The organism is Sphaerisporangium sp. B11E5 (assembly GCF_039871875.1).
GTDB lineage: Bacteria > Actinomycetota > Actinomycetes > Streptosporangiales > Streptosporangiaceae > Sphaerisporangium.
The window spans coordinates 189,040-205,418 of the sequence record NZ_JBDPMD010000008.1 but is presented as its reverse complement, the minus strand read 5'-3'; the positions used below and the strand labels follow the sequence as shown (position 1 = coordinate 205,418).

8 protein-coding genes are annotated in these 16,379 nt (G+C 69.9%); 3 read left to right on the top strand and 5 right to left on the bottom strand.

Annotation, left to right across the window (positions count from 1 at the left end; genetic code table 11):
- Positions 1-445: 445 nt before the first annotated feature.
- Positions 446-7,681 carry an RHS repeat-associated core domain-containing protein gene (locus ABGB17_RS11235; protein WP_347628213.1) on the top strand — a complete coding sequence of 2,412 codons (7,236 nt, stop codon included), beginning with the start codon at positions 446-448 and terminating at the stop codon, positions 7,679-7,681.
- A gap of 81 nt (positions 7,682-7,762) precedes the next feature.
- Here ABGB17_RS11235 and ABGB17_RS11230 read toward each other — a convergent pair whose 3' ends face one another.
- The 4 genes from ABGB17_RS11230 to ABGB17_RS11215 all read right to left on the bottom strand — a co-directional run bounded on the left by ABGB17_RS11230 (position 7,763) and on the right by ABGB17_RS11215 (position 13,946).
- On the bottom strand, positions 7,763-7,966 hold the full coding sequence (locus ABGB17_RS11230; protein ID WP_347628211.1) for a group II intron maturase-specific domain-containing protein: 204 nt from the start codon (positions 7,964-7,966) through the stop codon (positions 7,763-7,765).
- A 113-nt stretch (positions 7,967-8,079) separates the two neighbouring features.
- The gene (locus tag ABGB17_RS11225; RefSeq protein WP_347628209.1) at positions 8,080-9,969 is read right to left on the bottom strand and encodes a hypothetical protein; all 1,890 of its coding nucleotides are present in this window, start codon (positions 9,967-9,969) and stop codon (positions 8,080-8,082) included.
- Between the two features lie 277 nt (positions 9,970-10,246).
- Positions 10,247-12,331, bottom strand: a complete 2,085-nt coding sequence (locus tag ABGB17_RS11220; protein WP_347628207.1) for a hypothetical protein — start codon at positions 12,329-12,331, stop codon at positions 10,247-10,249.
- Positions 12,332-12,392: 61 nt separating this feature from the next.
- Positions 12,393-13,946 (bottom strand): S8 family serine peptidase, encoded by a 1,554-nt coding sequence (locus ABGB17_RS11215; protein WP_347628205.1) that lies wholly within the window; start codon positions 13,944-13,946, stop codon positions 12,393-12,395.
- A 189-nt stretch (positions 13,947-14,135) separates the two neighbouring features.
- On the opposite strand from ABGB17_RS11215, the gene ABGB17_RS11210 reads away from it, so the two are divergent.
- Positions 14,136-14,996 carry a hypothetical protein gene (locus ABGB17_RS11210; RefSeq protein WP_347628203.1) on the top strand — a complete coding sequence of 287 codons (861 nt, stop codon included), beginning with the start codon at positions 14,136-14,138 and terminating at the stop codon, positions 14,994-14,996.
- A gap of 6 nt (positions 14,997-15,002) precedes the next feature.
- Here ABGB17_RS11210 and ABGB17_RS11205 read toward each other — a convergent pair whose 3' ends face one another.
- The gene (locus tag ABGB17_RS11205) at positions 15,003-15,467 is read right to left on the bottom strand and encodes a transcriptional regulator (protein WP_347628201.1); all 465 of its coding nucleotides are present in this window, start codon (positions 15,465-15,467) and stop codon (positions 15,003-15,005) included.
- A 280-nt stretch (positions 15,468-15,747) separates the two neighbouring features.
- On the opposite strand from ABGB17_RS11205, the gene ABGB17_RS11200 reads away from it, so the two are divergent.
- The gene (locus ABGB17_RS11200) at positions 15,748-16,329 is read left to right on the top strand and encodes a sigma-70 family RNA polymerase sigma factor (RefSeq protein ID WP_347628199.1); all 582 of its coding nucleotides are present in this window, start codon (positions 15,748-15,750) and stop codon (positions 16,327-16,329) included.
- The last annotated feature ends 50 nt before the right edge of the window (positions 16,330-16,379 follow it).

Genomic DNA, 16,379 nt, shown 5'->3' with positions numbered 1-16,379 from the left:
CGCGAACCACCTCGCGGGGGCCGTCGGCATTCCCCCGAAACGGCCGCAACGTAGGCGGAAAACAGTGGGCCGGCTCTGGTACCGCACGAGGCGGAGACAAACCGATGAATGACCAGTGTGCGGCTTGGCGGAGGAGAGCCAGTACTGCCTGATTTTTAGTGTTTTTTTGGCCCTAATGAGTTGATTTATCCATATGACACCCTGAATACCGCATGCATGTCGTCATATGCGACGTAATCGACCGGTGATCACCCCTCCCTCCCGCACACCGTCCCGTCCGCAGATCTGCCGCGGTACCGCGCGGCGTGCTCCTTCGACATGGGTGAGGTTCGTGATGACAACCGCTGATCGGTCCGTACGGGGCCACTTCAGAAAGCGCCCCCCCGACCGCGGGCGACATGACAGGAGATCCTGGCCGCCCCGGCTGACGGCGGCGGGAGTGGCCGTGCTGACGGCCGTCACGCTGGCAGTGGTGCCGGGCGGCCCTGCGGTCGCGGAGACGGCCAGACCCGGCAACGCCGACGGGGCGCTCGCGCAGGCGGGACAGGCACCGGACCCGGTGAAGTCCACCGCGGGCACGGGCGGCGCGGCCGCGGACGGTGATTTCAGCTACTCGCTGGACATCGCGGTGCCGCCGGGACGCAAGGGGATGCAGCCGAATGTGGCCCTGCGGTACCGCTCGTCCGGCGCGGTCCACGGCGGCGTCGCGGCGGGGTGGTCGCTGGCCGCGAGCGCGGCGATCACGGTGGAGCCCGCGGCGGGCACCGTACGGCCGGAATGGCCGGACGGGGGAACCCCGGCCGCGCCGCGTGACTTCCGCGGGCCGGGCGGCGACCCACTGGTGCCCGACCCCACGCTGCCCGTCTCGCCGGGAGCGACCGGATACCGGGAGTTGGGCGACACCGGGTCCACCCGGTACGAGTACCTCGGCGAGGTGGCCTCCTCGCCGTACTGGTGGCAGGCGACCACCAAGGACGGCCTGACGTCAAGGTACGGGCTGAAGGCGCAGACGCCCTACGGATTCGCCCCGCTGGTCGAGCAGACCGATCACGACGGGCACACGCTGAAGTGGGTCTACCGGGTGGTGGGCCGCGTTTCCGACACGGTGCCGGCGGGCGGGCAACCGCGGGAGGTTCTGCTGGACCGCATCGAGTACCTGGCGCCGGGCGCCTCGGCGGCGTACGCCCGGGTGTTCTTCGAGTACCAGGCCCCGGTGTTCTGCGGCACCCCGGCGGTGATGCCGGCGATCGGCTCGCGACTCGACCACCGGCTGGGATTCGCGCAGTTGAGCGGCACGCGGAAGCTGACCCGGATCACCACCGCGGCACGCCGCGACGGGACGCTGAGCTCGGTGCGCCGCTACGACCTCGCCTACACCGCCACGACCGAGTCCTGCGCGTCGCCGCCCGGAGCCGCGGGCCCGTTCCGCGAACTGGCCTCGGTGACCCAGACGGCGTATCCGCCGGAGTCGTCGACGCCACCGACCGTACTCCCGCCTGTCGCCTTCACCTACGGCAAGGCGGCGTCGTACGTTCTCGACAGCCACTACGACTCCCCCGCCGCTCCGGTGCCGGCCAACCTGCGGGTACCGGAGTCGATCGACGGGGTGAGCGGGCTCGGGCTGCCGGGCGGCGGCACGAACCCCGGGGACTGGCAACAGTGCTCGGCACCGCTGTGCCCCCTCCCTCCGAACACCTTCGCGCACGAGCTGGCGATCGGGCAGCACACCGGCGAGACGGTGAGCCGGATGTTCCTCGACGTCGACGCCGACGGGCTGGTGGACATCCTGGAGCGCCCCGGCCTGCCGCTGATGGGCTCGGCGACGCCGACGCTCGGCGGCTGCGCCATCGACGTGTACCTGAACAAGGGACGGACCGCGGGCTTCGTCAAGCAGACCGCGGGCGGCGAGTTCCCGCCGTTCACGTTGCGGGACGCCATGGCCGACGTGCCGGTGACGCCGGGCACTCCTGCCTCGGGGGCGGGGGAGCTGCTGTGCGGGCTGAGCCGGTCCTTCAGCAACGACGCCTCCGGCGGCGCTGACGGTAACCCCGCGGTGCCGTGCAGCGGCGGCGGCGTGGACTTCCCGGCGTCCTGGGGGTCGATCCAGCAGGTGGCGCACGCCTTCACCGACGTGGACGGCGACCTCCTGCCTGACCTGCTGGCCCAGCCGATCGCCTCACGCAAGTGCCCGTACGCCAGCACCGCGGGCGTGCCACCGCCGGCCACCTGCACCGGCGACGCCCACTGGGAGCGGGAGTTCTCCATCGGCTGCGCCACCGTGCGCCAGCGGAACATCTACGTCTACCGCAACACCGGCAGCGGGTTCGCCACCACCCCGGTCCGTGTGCCCGCCACCCGCCCCGGCGGCGCCGGTATCGCCAAGGTGCCCCAGCCGTCCCTCATGGGCCGGTACTTCGCGCAGCCGAACACCTACTCCGAGGACAACACCTCCGAGTCGCTGGTGGACGTCAACGGCGACGGCTACCTGGACCTCATGTACGACGACAACGCGATCTCGGCCGGCCTCAAGGGCGGCGGGTTCGACTTCGCGCAGCCGCCGATCACCCTTGGAGCGGTACCGCAAGGACTGGCGCCGGAGCGGGGCCGCACGCAGATCGACGGCGGTGACCTGGACCGGCCCGACGACTACACCACCTACCACCGCACCGGGGTCGGCGCCGACGTCAACGCGGACGGGCTGCCCGACCATGTCAGCCTGAACATCGGCACCGACACCGGCAGCACGGTGCGGTTCAACACCGGCACAGGGTTCGGCACCACGGCCGACGACGGGCAGGTCCAGTTCAGCCAGAACGCGCCGGACACCGTGACGCTGGAGTCGGCGCACTCCCCCGACATGACCGACCGGTCCTGGCAGGAGTACCCGCAGTCCGCGCACCGCTACCACAAGCGCGCGCTGATCGACGTGGACTACGACGGGTACCCCGACGTGCTGTACAACGACCAGGGCGCCGGCGCGACGGCCTACCTCGGCGGTGGCCGGGCGTGGACCAAGGCCGTGGCGGTGGACGCCCAGGTCATCGGCGCGCTGGCCGGCGCGATCGACGCGCGCGGCCTGGCCGGCCAGTTCAACGACCTCGGCGAGTACCGGATCACGCAGAGTAGGCAGGCCGTCGACCTGGACGGCGACGGGCTGCTCGACCTGGTCTCCGACGACGCGGGCGGCTCCCCGTCGGTCCGCTACGCCAAGCGGGTCGTCGACGGCGCCGACGCGCACAACGCGCCGGCGCGGCTGCTTCGCACCGTCGCCAACGGGATGGGCGCCGTCACGAAGGTCAGCTACGAGCGTGACGTCACGGCGCACAAGTGGGTGGCGGCCAGGGTCGACGTCCACCCCGGCCAGAGCCAGCCGCTCATGACCACGCAGTACGCCTACCGTGGTCCCGTCTTCACGGCCGGCCCCTACGGCCGGCGGTCCTTCCGCGGATTCACCGAGGTGGCCACCGTGAAGCGGGGTGACACCCCCGGCGCCGACGACGACGATCTGACCACGGTGGCCCGGTACGGCTACGACCAGTCCCCGCACGGCCTCCCGGTACGCACCGTCACCGTCGTGGGCGACGACGCCTTCGGCGCTCCTCTCGACCCGGCGGCCCACACGCGGGTGATGACGGTGGCCGAGCACACCTACCACGTCCACGAGCTGAACCTGCGTACCCCGAGCATGGAGACGGCCTATCCGTCCCGGGTGGTGCTGCCGAAGGCGACCACGTCCTACACGTGCACCGGCGCCACCGGGCAGACCCTGAACGGCTGCCTGAGCACCGCGCCCCGGGTGACCCGTGACGTCACCTGGACACCGCACACGGACTCCGGCACCCTGGCCGCGGTGCTGCCCACCCGGGCCGACATCCAGTTCGTCAACGCCGACGGCCAGAGCGAGACCCGCCGCCAGGACACCACCTACCGGATCGCCTCGGGAGCGGACGTGTTCGCCGTCGCCCCCGACACCGTCACCGCCCGCAGCGTGCTCGACGGCAGCGCCACCACACAGGGCACCACGACCTACACCTACCGCGACACCGCCTTCCGCAGGATCGAGAACGTCACCGTCAGCGACGAGACCGGCTCAGGGGCGGCGTCACGCACCACCCGGTACGCCTACCACGGCGGCACCGGTGCGGACAAAGGACAACTGTTCAAGGTGTGGCCGCCGAACCAGGTGGAGCGCTACGGCAACACCGACACCGCCGACGGCTACACCGAATACGCCTACGACACCGACGGCGTCCAGGTCACCAGGGTCACCCGCTCGGGACAGGACCTCACGTACGGCGACCTGCCGATCGACCACGTGACCACGCGAACGGTGGACGCGGGCACCGGCGCGGTGCTGGAGAGCGCCGGTCCGGACTGGGTGTGCCCGGACGGCGCCGACGCCGGCACCGATCCGGATCCGCCGTCGGTCTCCTGCACCCCCGCGACGCCCGGAGCCCTGCCGTCCCGGACGGTCACCAAGGTCGACGGGCTGGGCAGGACGCTGGAGGTGTCCGCCTTCCCCGCCGGCACCGGTCCGGGTGTCCAGGTGGCCCGTGCCTCCTACGACGACCGGGCCAACCACGACGACCCCGGGCACGCCGCCCCCGTCACCGCCACGGTGGAGAAGGCGGCGGGAGACGGCGACTTCTCCCACGTGACGACCGAGCTGGACGGGCTGGGCCGGGCGGTCAAGGTGACCACCCAGCAGGACCCGCAGGCCGACAACGTCATCACCTACGCCTACGACGCGGCCGGCCGGCCCGCGGTGACCCGCGGCCCTCGCGGCGACGGCCTGTCCGGCACCTTCGACGTCCTTGTCACCTACGACGCGCTCGGCCGCGTCACGCAGGTGGCGGAGACCGGGTCCGGCAACGCCGTCTTCGCCACCAGCACCTACAACGGCCTGAACGTCACCAGCAGCGACGGTCCCACCGCCGACGGCTCGCCGGTTTCGGTCACCAACACGCTCACCGACCCGCTGAACCAGCTCGTCAAGGTGGAGGAGAAGGTCGCGGACACCGGCGGCCCCGGCGGCGGCCCGCGGTTCGCGGTCACCCACTACCGCTACGACACCAACGGCAACACCAAGCGCGTCCAGGACCCCGACGGCGCCGTCACAGAACTGGACCATGATTTCTTCGGTCAGCGGCGCGGCGTCACCCTGCCCGGCGGGCGGAGGTGGAGCTACGACTACGACCACAACGGCAACATGACGAAGGTCGTCGAGCCGGTGCCCGCCGGAGCGAGCGCCGCCGCCTACACCCACGAGAACTTCTACGACGACCTGAACCGTATCGTCCGCCACCGTCCCGCCGTACGGAACCTGACGAGCGCGGAGATCGACGAGTTCTACGGCCGGACCTCCCCAGCCGACGACATCGACACCCACTACATCTACGACGGCCCCGACGCCGGCCACTGCCCCACAAGCGAGGTGATGCCGACCCATCTCCACCAGATCGGCCACCTCACCTGCACCGACTCCTCCGTCGTGCGGAATGTCACCCGCTATGACGACCACGGCCGGCCGGTGACCACCAGGCAGATCATCAAGGACCCCATCGGCCTGGGCGACGACGTGCTGCAGACCAGCCTCACCTATGACCCCACCGGCACCGTCGAGTCCAGTCTCACCCAGGTCTTCTCCAACTCCACTGTGGGCTCGCCGGTCTTCGACGGAGTCCAGGTGCACACCGGCTACGACCGCGACGGAACCCCGTCCACCGCCCGGTTCGTCCTAGCCGGCAAGGACATGAACATCGCCAACACCCGGAACGCGGCCGGGCTGCTGTACACGAGGAACGTGAACACCGCGGGCACCGCAGGGTTCGCCCAGCCCACCATGGCCTTCGGCCACGACAGGTACGGCCGGCTGACCGGCGTCTCCGCCCAGATGGGGGACGTCTACCGCTACCTGCAGACCGTCGCCTACAACGACGCCGGTGAAATCGAGAACAGCTTCGAGACGCTCGGCGACATCGACCGCCCGGCGCTGTCCACCACCTACACCTACGACGCGCGGGACCAGTTGACCGGCGTCACCGCCACCAAGCCCAGCGAGCCGGGCATTCCCGCGGTGAGTTACAGCGCCGCGTTCACTCACACCGACGGCGGCCGGCTGGCCTCCGCCAACGTCGCCTCCACGGGTGCGCTCCGGGTGACCGACCGTAACGTCACCTACCGCTACCAGAGTGCCGCCACCGGCGACCCCAACCGGCTGGACCGGCTACGCAAATCGGACGGCACCCCCCTGGCCACCTACACCTACGACGAGGCCGGCAACACCGTCAGCCGGACACTTCCCGACGGCAGCCAGCTCGGCCAGACCTGGGACGGCCCGGCCCTGCGCAGGATCACCGCACCGGGACGGCCCACCGAGACCCTTTTCTACGACGGCCACCGGCGCATCGCCGCCGTGCACCGCGACAGCGCCGGGAACATCACCTCGACCACCCGCTGGTACGGGGCCATGGAGGTCCACAAGCCCGCAGGCGGGCCCGCCACGTACCGCACCTATCTGACGCTGGCCGGCCAGACCATCGGCCGCGTCGACGGCGACGCCGCCACCGGCACCCTGGAGCACTACCTCACCAACGGCCAGGGCCACCACGTACTCGCGCTGGACGCCGCCGGCCAGGGCACCACCCAGGGCGCCACGACCCGGCGCGTCGCCGCCTACGGCCCTTATGGTGACCAGTTGCTTGAGCTCACCGCCGAAGGCACCGCGCCCCCCGCCGGCAAGTACACCCGCCAGATCAACGACAAGGACTACGACACCTTCGCCGGGCTGCACCACTACCCCTACCGCTGGTACGACGGGCTGGCCCTGCAGTGGACCAGCGCCGACCCCATGTTCCGCGTCCTGCCGGACCTGGCCCCGGCCCAGCCGCGGATGGCGAACCTGTACACCTACAACCTCAACAACCCCGTCGGCAACGTCGACCCCGACGGGCTGTGCCCCAGCATCTACGCCTGCGCCAAAGGCTCCCCCGACGCGACCCCGCCACCGCCGCAGCCGACCCTCGGGCAGGCCATCGCCGACTGGTGGAACACGCCGACGGTGTACAACAGCGTCCACACCGGCGGCCCGGTCAACGGAACCAGAGGCGACCAGGTCATGGAGGCCGTCGAAACCTTCGTCATAGCCGTGGCGAGCGGAGGAGGCTTCGGACCGGCCCCGGCGAGCGCCAAGTCGAGCCCCGTCCACGCGGGACCGCACGCCCCGCCCGCCGGCACCGCGCGGGTCGGCACGGCGCGTGGCACCGCCGGCGACGGGACCGTCACCGTCGCCACGTCAACTGACGGCGGTGGAACGGCGCGGGTCGCCGTGGGGGAGAAACACACGAACATCACGACGATCAACCCGGAGACCGGGGAGCGCATCAGAAGCGATCTGATCGCTCCGGACGGCACGAACGCCAAAGGCAGAGTGCTGAGCGACAACACGAACGAGACCGACATGAGGAAGACCATCTACGAGGTCTCCGTCCCGGATGTCGCCGGGGCGCAGAAGGCACAGCGGGAGTCGGTCGGAGACCTGGGCGAATACGAGCTGGGCTGCAACGACTGCGTCACTTATGCCAGCGATATCCTGGCCGCCGGTGGCGTCAACGTGCCTTCGGGCAAACAAGAGTTCCTCGACTGGCTCGTGGCGAATGGCAGACGCGTCTTCAATCCCTGACCCACGGCGGTCTCCCGATCGCACGCCCCGGACGCCGCGCGGCCACGAGGCTCCCCGATCGAGCAGGAGGGTGAAGTCGCCTCACCCTCCTCTCACACCACCGGACATGCGGCCCCGCATCCGGCGCTTGGCCGAGTAGCGTTTCCACTCCTTCCAGCGGATCTGCCGCATCCGGCGGCGGAACCACTCGTCCACATCGCGGAGCCTGCGTCCCAGGTCCGCCAAGACGAAGTAGCTCATCCACCCGCGAATGCACGCATTCAGCCTCGCCCATGCCGGGCACACCACGGGAACGGGGGCGGAGCCGAGTGGCTCCGCCCCCGTTCGTGGTGGAGTTCTACCGGATGGTCACCTTGAACGCCTCCCCGCCACGGGCGGGAGAGGCGCCCGAGGCACCGCTAGCCGAGGTGCGGTGCGAGGATCACCGCGTCGGCGGCCAGCTCGAAGAGCGGGAGGCTCTTGTGGCGCAGGACCACCTCGATATCGTCGTCGTCGAGCATGATCCCCGCCGGGGTCAGGTTGACCCACCCGTCCGAGGCGGCTGACTGGTCGACCGGCAGCACATGGCTTCCGTCGGCGTGCTCGATCTCGTAGACCGCGTCCCTGGCCAGCCCCAGGTCGCCGCCGGGGAGCCGGACCCACAGGTCGTACCGGCCGGGCTCCTCCGGTTCGGGGAAGGTCCACCGGAGGCTCGGCAGGCCTGTGTTCGACGCGCGCATGTACGAACCGCCGCGGCAGGCCGCGCACTGGATCGGCCGCCACGTGCCGTGGATCTCCGAGCCCGGCTTGGCGTCGGCGACCTCGCCGTGCATCGACAACGTGTTCATGAACATGATCAGCCGGTCGTCGTCCCGCAACTCCGGCCAGGCCGCGATGAACTCGTCCACGGTGGTCGGCTCGAACTCGTCGATGGCCGCGACGATGTGCTCCAGGTCGATGCTCACCAGGTCGGTGAGGCCGTCGTCCAGCTCAAGCCCTTCGTCGTACAGGTCCCACAGCGCCGCGGCGACCCGGCCCTCCACCGATGGGCCGTTCTCGCACGGCTCCGGCGGAGTTTGCTGACTCCCAAGCGTCTGGCAGCTTTCCATGTCCCATCTGCCGTGATGGGTGGAGTTGTTGTAGCGGTTCTCCCCTACCTGGGCGACGAACTCGGCGATTCCCTCCACCCAGGCGCAACTGGGAGTGGTCGTCCAGGTGTAGTAGTGCTCTTGGCATCCGTACGGCGGCGGCAATCCGCCCTGGTACAGGAAGTCGGTCAGTAGGTGCCCCATCTCGTGCTCCGGGGCGTTCGTGTCCGCCCTCTCCCGGTTCAGTTCGATGTAATGGGTGCCACGGGTGTATGCCGAGGAGCCCTCGTCCTTCATCTGGATCCATGACGGGACCAGCTTGTCGGCCGGCCAGATCTCCCGCATGGTGTACGCGGCACCGTAGGCGTAGGCCTCGGGGCTGGTGGCCACCACGGTCTCCTGTGCCGGGGTGCGGTCGTAGTACAGGCCGAGCGGCACCGTCACGGCCACCTGCACCAGTTCGGTCGCCTTGTCCATGACCTTGACGTCGTGGGCGGCGTTCTCGGCGTAGACCACCAGGCGCAGGTCGTCGTCGGCGCAGGCGTGGGACAACATGAAGACCACGTCCGTGGGGGTGCAGCCCTCCTCCCAGCGGGTGCCGTCCATCAGCGCGTACTCCTGCGGATACACGAACGTCAGGCTGTACCGTCCCTGCTCGTCCAGGAAGCCGGTGACCTCTGCCCCGGACGGCCGGCCGATCTCGTCCATACCGTCCAGCACCGGCCGCACATACCCGTCGCGGCCGATGTAGACCAGGTGGTAACGAGCCCCGGGGAAGGTCCGCTGCGGGCCGGACAAGTTGACCTTGGTCTTGATGGTGCCGGTGACGGTCACCACCGGCGGCAGGCACGCCGGGCAGGGCGGGGTGTAGGGCGGCGGGTCGCACGTGTCGCACGGCGGGCGGTGGATCGGTTCCCCGTTGTCCGGCGGCACGGTGCAGGTCGGGTGGTTGTTGGAGTAGCCGTTCAGCCAGATCTCGCCGTACTCGTACGGCTCGCCCTCCGGCGGATAGGGGTGGTTCAGCGGGAACCGCTTGAACCCGACCGAGACCGGGGTCACGGTGTTCCAGGGCACACAGACGCGGTAGTCGGGGGCGTCGGTCCGGTAAGCCCAGACCTTGGCCGGGTACTGCCACCCGTACACCGGATACGGCGCGCAGTTGGCGAAATACAGATCCCCGAAATCATCATCGGCGGCACCGATCAGATGGAAACCGTGCATGCCCGTGGACGTACACGACGTCGGAGGCACGGTCCCCGTGTGCAGCACCCCCACATCCGGCCGCCCCTGAACCTCCGCCGTACCACTGGGCGACGGCGAAGGCTCCGCCAGCGCACCCGCTGGCGTCACCACACCCACCAAACCCGCCACCATCACCATGACCAGGGCTAGTCGTGACATCGATAAACGCATTTCTGTGCTCCGTTTCCGGTCGAATGACAGCGCCTCGCCCGCCGCCGGTGGTGACCGGACGGCGGGCGGGGACCAGAGGGTGGTCTCAGCCGAGGTGCGGCGCCAGGATGACCGCGTCGGCGGCCAGGGAACGCAGCGGCTGGTCCTCCTGGCGCAGGACGATGTGGACCGCGTCCACCGGGTCGAGCACGATGCCGTCGGGCGTGAGGTTGAGCCACCCGTCCACGGCGGCGGACTGGTCGGCCCGCAGCACGTGGAACCCGTGGGCTCGCTCGATCTCGTAGACCGCGCTCTTGTCCAGGCCCGGGTCCCCCGCAGGGAGCCGGACCCACAGGTCGTAGCGTCCGTACGCCTCGATCGCCGGCAGGCTCCACTGCAGGCTGGGCAGCCGCGCCGACGAGGAGCGCAGGTAGGAGCCGCCGCGGCAGGACGGGCACGGTGTCTCCATCCAGTCCCCCCGGATCTCCGAACCGGGCTTGGCGTCCACCGGTTCGCCGTGGGTCGACAGCGTGTTCATGAACATGAGCAACCGCTTGTCGTCGCGGACATCGGGCCAGGCCTCGATGAGTTCGTCCACGGTGAGCGGTTCGGACGCGGCGATGACAGTGAGCAGGTCGATCAGGGGAACGGTCACGTCGTCGACGAAGCCGTCCCGTTCCTCGCCCGTGGCGTCGTGCAGGTCCCACAGCGCCGCGGCGACCCGGCCCTCCACCGCGGGCCCGGGCCGGCAGTCCTCGGCCGGGTAGTCCTCGTCGCCGAGGAACCGGCAGCTCTCCATGTCCCAGTAGCGATACACCGTGGACCCGGTGTAACGGCTCTCCGCGACCTGGGCGAGGAACTCGGCCGTCCCCTCCTGGAAGGCGCACTTGGGGTTGCTCGGCACGGTGAAGCTGTGCTCCTCGCATCCGTCCGCCGGCGGCCACCCCTGCTCGTACAGCAGGGACACGAACAGGTGCGCCATCTCGTGCTCGGGTGCGCTGTCGCTCGCCAGCCCCCGGCCCAGTTCGATCTCCTGAGTGTCGGGGTCGTATGACGCGTCGTCCTCGTCCGTCATCAGGAACCGTGCCGACGACGTGGGCAGGCCCTGCGGCCAGATCTCCCTGAAGGTGTGTGCGCCGCCGTAGGCGTAGGCCTCGGGGCTGGTGGCCACCACGGTCTCCTGTGCCGGGGTGCGGTCGTAGTACAGGCCGAGCGGCACCGTCACGGCCACCTGCACCTCTCTGTTCTCCTTGTCCATGACCTTGACGTCGTGGGCGGCGTTCTCGGCGTAGACCACCAAGCGCAGGTCGTCGTCGGCGCAGGCGTGGGACAACATGAAGACCACGTCCGTGGGGGTGCAGCCCTCCTCCCAGCGGGTGCCGTCCATCAGTGCGTACTCCTGCGGGTAGACGAACGTCAGGCTGTACCGTCCCTGCTCGTCCAAGAAGCCGGTGACCTCGCCCCCGGACGGCCGGCCGATCTGGTCCATGCCGTCCAGCACCGGCCGCTCGTTCCCGTCCCGGTCGATGTAGACCAGGCTGTAGCGGGCCCCAGGAAAGGTACGCTCAGGCGCGCCCGCGTTGACCTTGGTCTTGATCGTGCCGGTCACGGTGACGACCGGCGGCAGGCACGCCGGGCACGGCGGGGTGTAGGGCGGCGGGTCGCACGTCTCACACGGCGGCCGGGGGATCGGCTCCCCGCTGTCGGGCGGCACGGTGCAGGTCGGGTGGTTGTTGGAGTACCCGTGCAGCCAGATCTCGCCGTACTCGTACGGCTCACCCTCCGGCGGATACGGATAGTTCCACGGGATCCGCATGAACCCCACCGGCTCGGTGGTCGCCGTACCGAACGGCACACAGACCCGGTAGTCGGGCGCGTCGGTACGCTGAGCCCACACCTTCGCCGGATACCGCCACCCGTACATCGGGTTCGGCAGGCAGTTGGCGAAATACAGATCCCCGAAATCGGCGTCACTCTCCCCCAGCAGATACCAGCCGTGATCACCCGGCGACGAACACGTCGGAGGCACCGCCGACCGGCGCAACGCCCCCACATCCGGCGGCCCCTGAACCTCCGCCGTACCACTGGGCGAGGGCGAAGGCTCCACCAGCGCACCCGCCGGCGTCACCGCCCCCACCAAACCCGCCACCATCACCATGACCAGGGTGGTCGTCCAGAGCCGCGACCACATCAGCGTGGCCTGTCCGCGGCCGACTCAAAGGAACCGAATGGGTTGCTCATGACGGTGATCCTCAGAACTCGATGTTCCAGTGGTCGATCTGGCCGGTCACGTCGCCGGTGTGGAGGTCCTCGACCTTCAGCTTCCAGAAGCCGTCGCGGGGGGCGCCCTCCACGGGAGTCGTGAACATCTGGCCGGACGACAGGGGCTGCCCGAGGTTCTTCAGCAGGACGGTGTCGCCGCCGGTGGTCACCAGGCTGATGCGCAGGTGCTCGGGGTGGGGGTGGAGAATGCCCATCTTGACGCGCACCTCGCCGTAGAAAAGCGCACCGTCACAGGTGGAGATCTGGATGATGCTGTGCGCGGTGCCGATGTCGGGGATGCCGACGTTGTTGTTCGCGGCCGGATTGACGGTGCAGTCGGTGTCGGGCTGACGTCCGACGCTGGCGTGGAGCAGTTCCAGCGGGGAGTGCAGACCGGGCTGCTGCATCACGTCGGAGGCGTTGCGATTCAGGGCGAGCGCGACCTCGTCCGGGGTGGCGAGCGGGTGGTCGTCGAGGTAGCGCGCGGCCACGCCGGTCACGTGCGGCGCGGCCATCGAGGTGCCCGACAGGACGACGGCCTGGGTGTCGGTCTCGTGGCCCGCGGACGTCACGTCGACGCCGTGAGCGAAGATGTCCAGGCAGCGCCCGTAGTTGGAGCTGTCCGCCTTGCGGTTCTGCGCGGTCGCGCTGCCCACCGTGATGGCCTCGGCGGTGTTGGCAGGGCTCACGGCGCACGCGTCCCCGTTGTCGTTGCCGGCGGCCGCGACGAAGGGGATCCCCCGGGCGACCAGTCCGCGCACGGCGGCCCGTACGGCGCCCGACGACGTGCCGCCGACGCTGGCGTTCACCACCGCGGGCCGGACGGCGTTGTCCGCCACCCAGTCGATGCCCTGCAGGAAGCTGTCCAGGGTGCCGTGGCCTTCACAGCTGAGTATGCGGACCGCGACGACCCTCACGTCCTTGGCGACGCCGTAGGTCGTGCCCGCGATCGTCCCGGCGACATGGGTGCCGTGCCCGGTGCAGTCGTCCGCGACCGGGTCGTGGCCGATGGTGTCCCAGCCGTACTCGGCCCGGCCTCCGAAGTCCTGGTGGGTGATCCGCACCCCGCTGTCGATCACGTAGGCCCGGACCCCGGTGCCGTCGCTCGTGGTCATGTACTGGTAGGTGCGGTCCAGCTCCGGCGAGCGCCGGTCGAGCCGATCCAGGGTCCAGGGCGGATTCGGCTGCGCCGCCGATGTCTCCGGCTCACCGGTGGCGCGCACGATCCGGTTCCGCTCGACGTAGGCGACCGCCGGGTCGGCGGCCAGCCGCCGCGCGCCGTCCTCGGACGTCTTCACGGAGAAGCCGCGCAACGCGTGCCGGTACTCGCCCGCCACCGTGCCGCCGTACCTCGCCGCGAGCGCCGCGACGTCGCCGGACCGTGTGGCCGCGCCGTCCCGCAGGACGGCGATGTAGCTGCCCGGCACCACGTCCGCGCCGCCGGCGCCGCGGATCTCCCCGGCGGGCGTCCCGGTGACGGCCAGGGCGGGCGAGGCGGTCAGCGTCAGTAGCAGCGCCGCGGCCAAAGCCGTACAGGCTCTCACTTGAGTTCCCTTCACAAAGGTGGAATTCGTACAGACCTGTACGCGCGCAAATTTGGTCAGGGTTCCTCAGCAACGCCCAACCGGTAATTTCTCACAAATACCGGGCGCCATCAGGAACGGATCAACCGGCCGATCCGTACTGGTGAAGGCGGCCCAGGAGGCCGAATGACTTCTCACCGGAGTGGAGCGATGACCCAGGAATTCCGCACACCTGAGAGACTCGTGCACCACCATTCGCACAACGACTACCTCCACCGGCCTCTGGTGGACGCGCTGGAGCTCGGCTACACCAGCGTCGAGGTGGACGTCTGGCGCACGATCGAGGCACCGGACCTGCTCCAGGTCGGCAACCGCTGGGGGGACGTCAGCCCACCCGACCCACGGCGGACCATGCAACGCCTCTACCTGGATCCGCTGCGCGCCCACCTGCGGGCCACGGGGTTCGAGCCGTACCCGCACCGTCCCGGCACCGTGCTGCAGCTCCTCATCGACGTCAAGGCGGGGGTGTCCGGCAGCAACGACGACGGGGACGAGACCGAGCGGCGGCGCCTGTACGACCAGCTCGAAGAGGTGCTCGCCGACTACGCCGACATCCTCACCGAGTACGACCGCGACGGTGTCTCGGTGCAGCGGGCCGTCAACGTCGTGCTCACCGGGGAACGTCCCGGGCTCGGCTACATCCTCGACCGCCCCAAACGTCACGCCGCCGGGGACGGCGTGCTGAGCTTCCTGCGGGTCGACGACTCCGACTTCCGCATGCCCTCCAGCCTGGTGCCGCTCGTCAGCGGGCGGTACGACCTCAACTTCCGGTTCCAGACCGGGCTGGAGCGCGACGAGGTGGCCAAGCTGGCCCGCATCTACGAGCTCGCCGAGGCCAACGGCCAGCGGGTGAGGTTCTGGGGCGGCCCGAGCGACCGTCCGACCTGGCAGCGCCTGCTCGCCCCCCTGGGGGACGTCTCCTGGAACCGGCCCCTGCCGGTGCTGCTGAACACCGACGACCTCGCCGGTTTCCGGTCGTTCCTGTATCCGGACGAGTCCTCCGGGCGGTGACCTGGCTCAAACCATGACGGCGGCCGCGATGACCAGCCAGACCATGTGCCAGGACTGGTCGAGGGCGTAGGCGCCGGTCCCGAGGCATGAGGGGTCGGTGCCGCCGGGGCGGGGGGCGCCGAGCCGGTGGAACTCGCCGACTGGTGGGCCGACCAGGTGGGCGAGCCACGCCAGCGGTGCCCTCCTGTCGGCCCACCAGTGGGAGACGGCGTTCAGGCCGAGCCCCAGCGTCATCTTCACCGGCTCGTAGGTGACGCCGAACCGCCAGCCGACCAGCAGGAGGGCGAGGGCGAGCGTGGCCGTGTACGTCAGCACGTGGGCGGCGGCGGCGACCCGCCCACGCCAGGCGTTCGCGCCGTACGCGCCTTTCGTGCTGGCCTGGTGGTGCGTCTGCACCCAGTGATCGGCAACCGGGTGCACGCCGTACATCACGGCCAGGGTGACGGCGAACGTGGTCGCGGAGGGTTCCATTCGGCAAGAGTCCGTTCCGACGCTTGGGGGCGATTGCGTGACGCCCTTATCGGTGTCGATTTCACCAATGGTTACGCGTCTCGGGCCGGCGCCGTTCCCCTTAGTGGTCAAAATACACAATTCCCTGTTCCGGCGGCCCAGGGCTCGCGGCCGCGCCGCGCCGGACGGTATGCGGGTGACAGGCGGGTGGGAGGGCGCCGGTAGCCGCGTCGGCTTTCCTGGGTCAGCACCTTCGAGCCGCGTGCGTGGACCGCGGCACCCGCACGAGTGGAGCAGTGAATTGCCCGATCCTGATGCGGACTCGTCGCTTGCCGAGCGCTTCGGGCAAGGCGATCATGCCGCGTTCGCCGACATGTACGACAGGTTCGCCGCGCCGATGTTCGCGGCCGCCCTGAACCTGCTCGGCGACCGCGAGCTGGCCGCCGACGCCGTGCAGCAGGCCTTCGTGCAGGCGTGGCAGGCCGCGTCGTCCTTCGACCCCAGCAGATCCCTGCGGCCCTGGCTCTACGCCATCGTCCGGCGCACCGCGATCGACGTCTACCGCCGCGAGCGGCGGTTCTCCGGCACGGTGTCGCTCGACCACGTCGCGCACGAATCGGCCTCCGGCGACGAGCAGAGCCTGGAGCGCCTCTGGACGGTATGGTGCGTCAGGGAGGCGCTGGAGCGCATGTCGCCGGACGACCGCACAGTGCTCTACCTCGCGTACTTCGAGTCCCTGACCCAGAACGAGATCGCGCAGCGGCTGGGGATCCCGATCGGTACCGTGAAAAGCCGCGTCTCCCGCGCACAGAAACGACTCCTGAACACCCTCGGCGCCGATTTCCTCACGGCCGGGGACTCACCGTCCGCCACTCGAAACTGAATACCACCCGGGTGCGTAGTATGTATGTGACCAGCGAAGCAAGGTTGTCG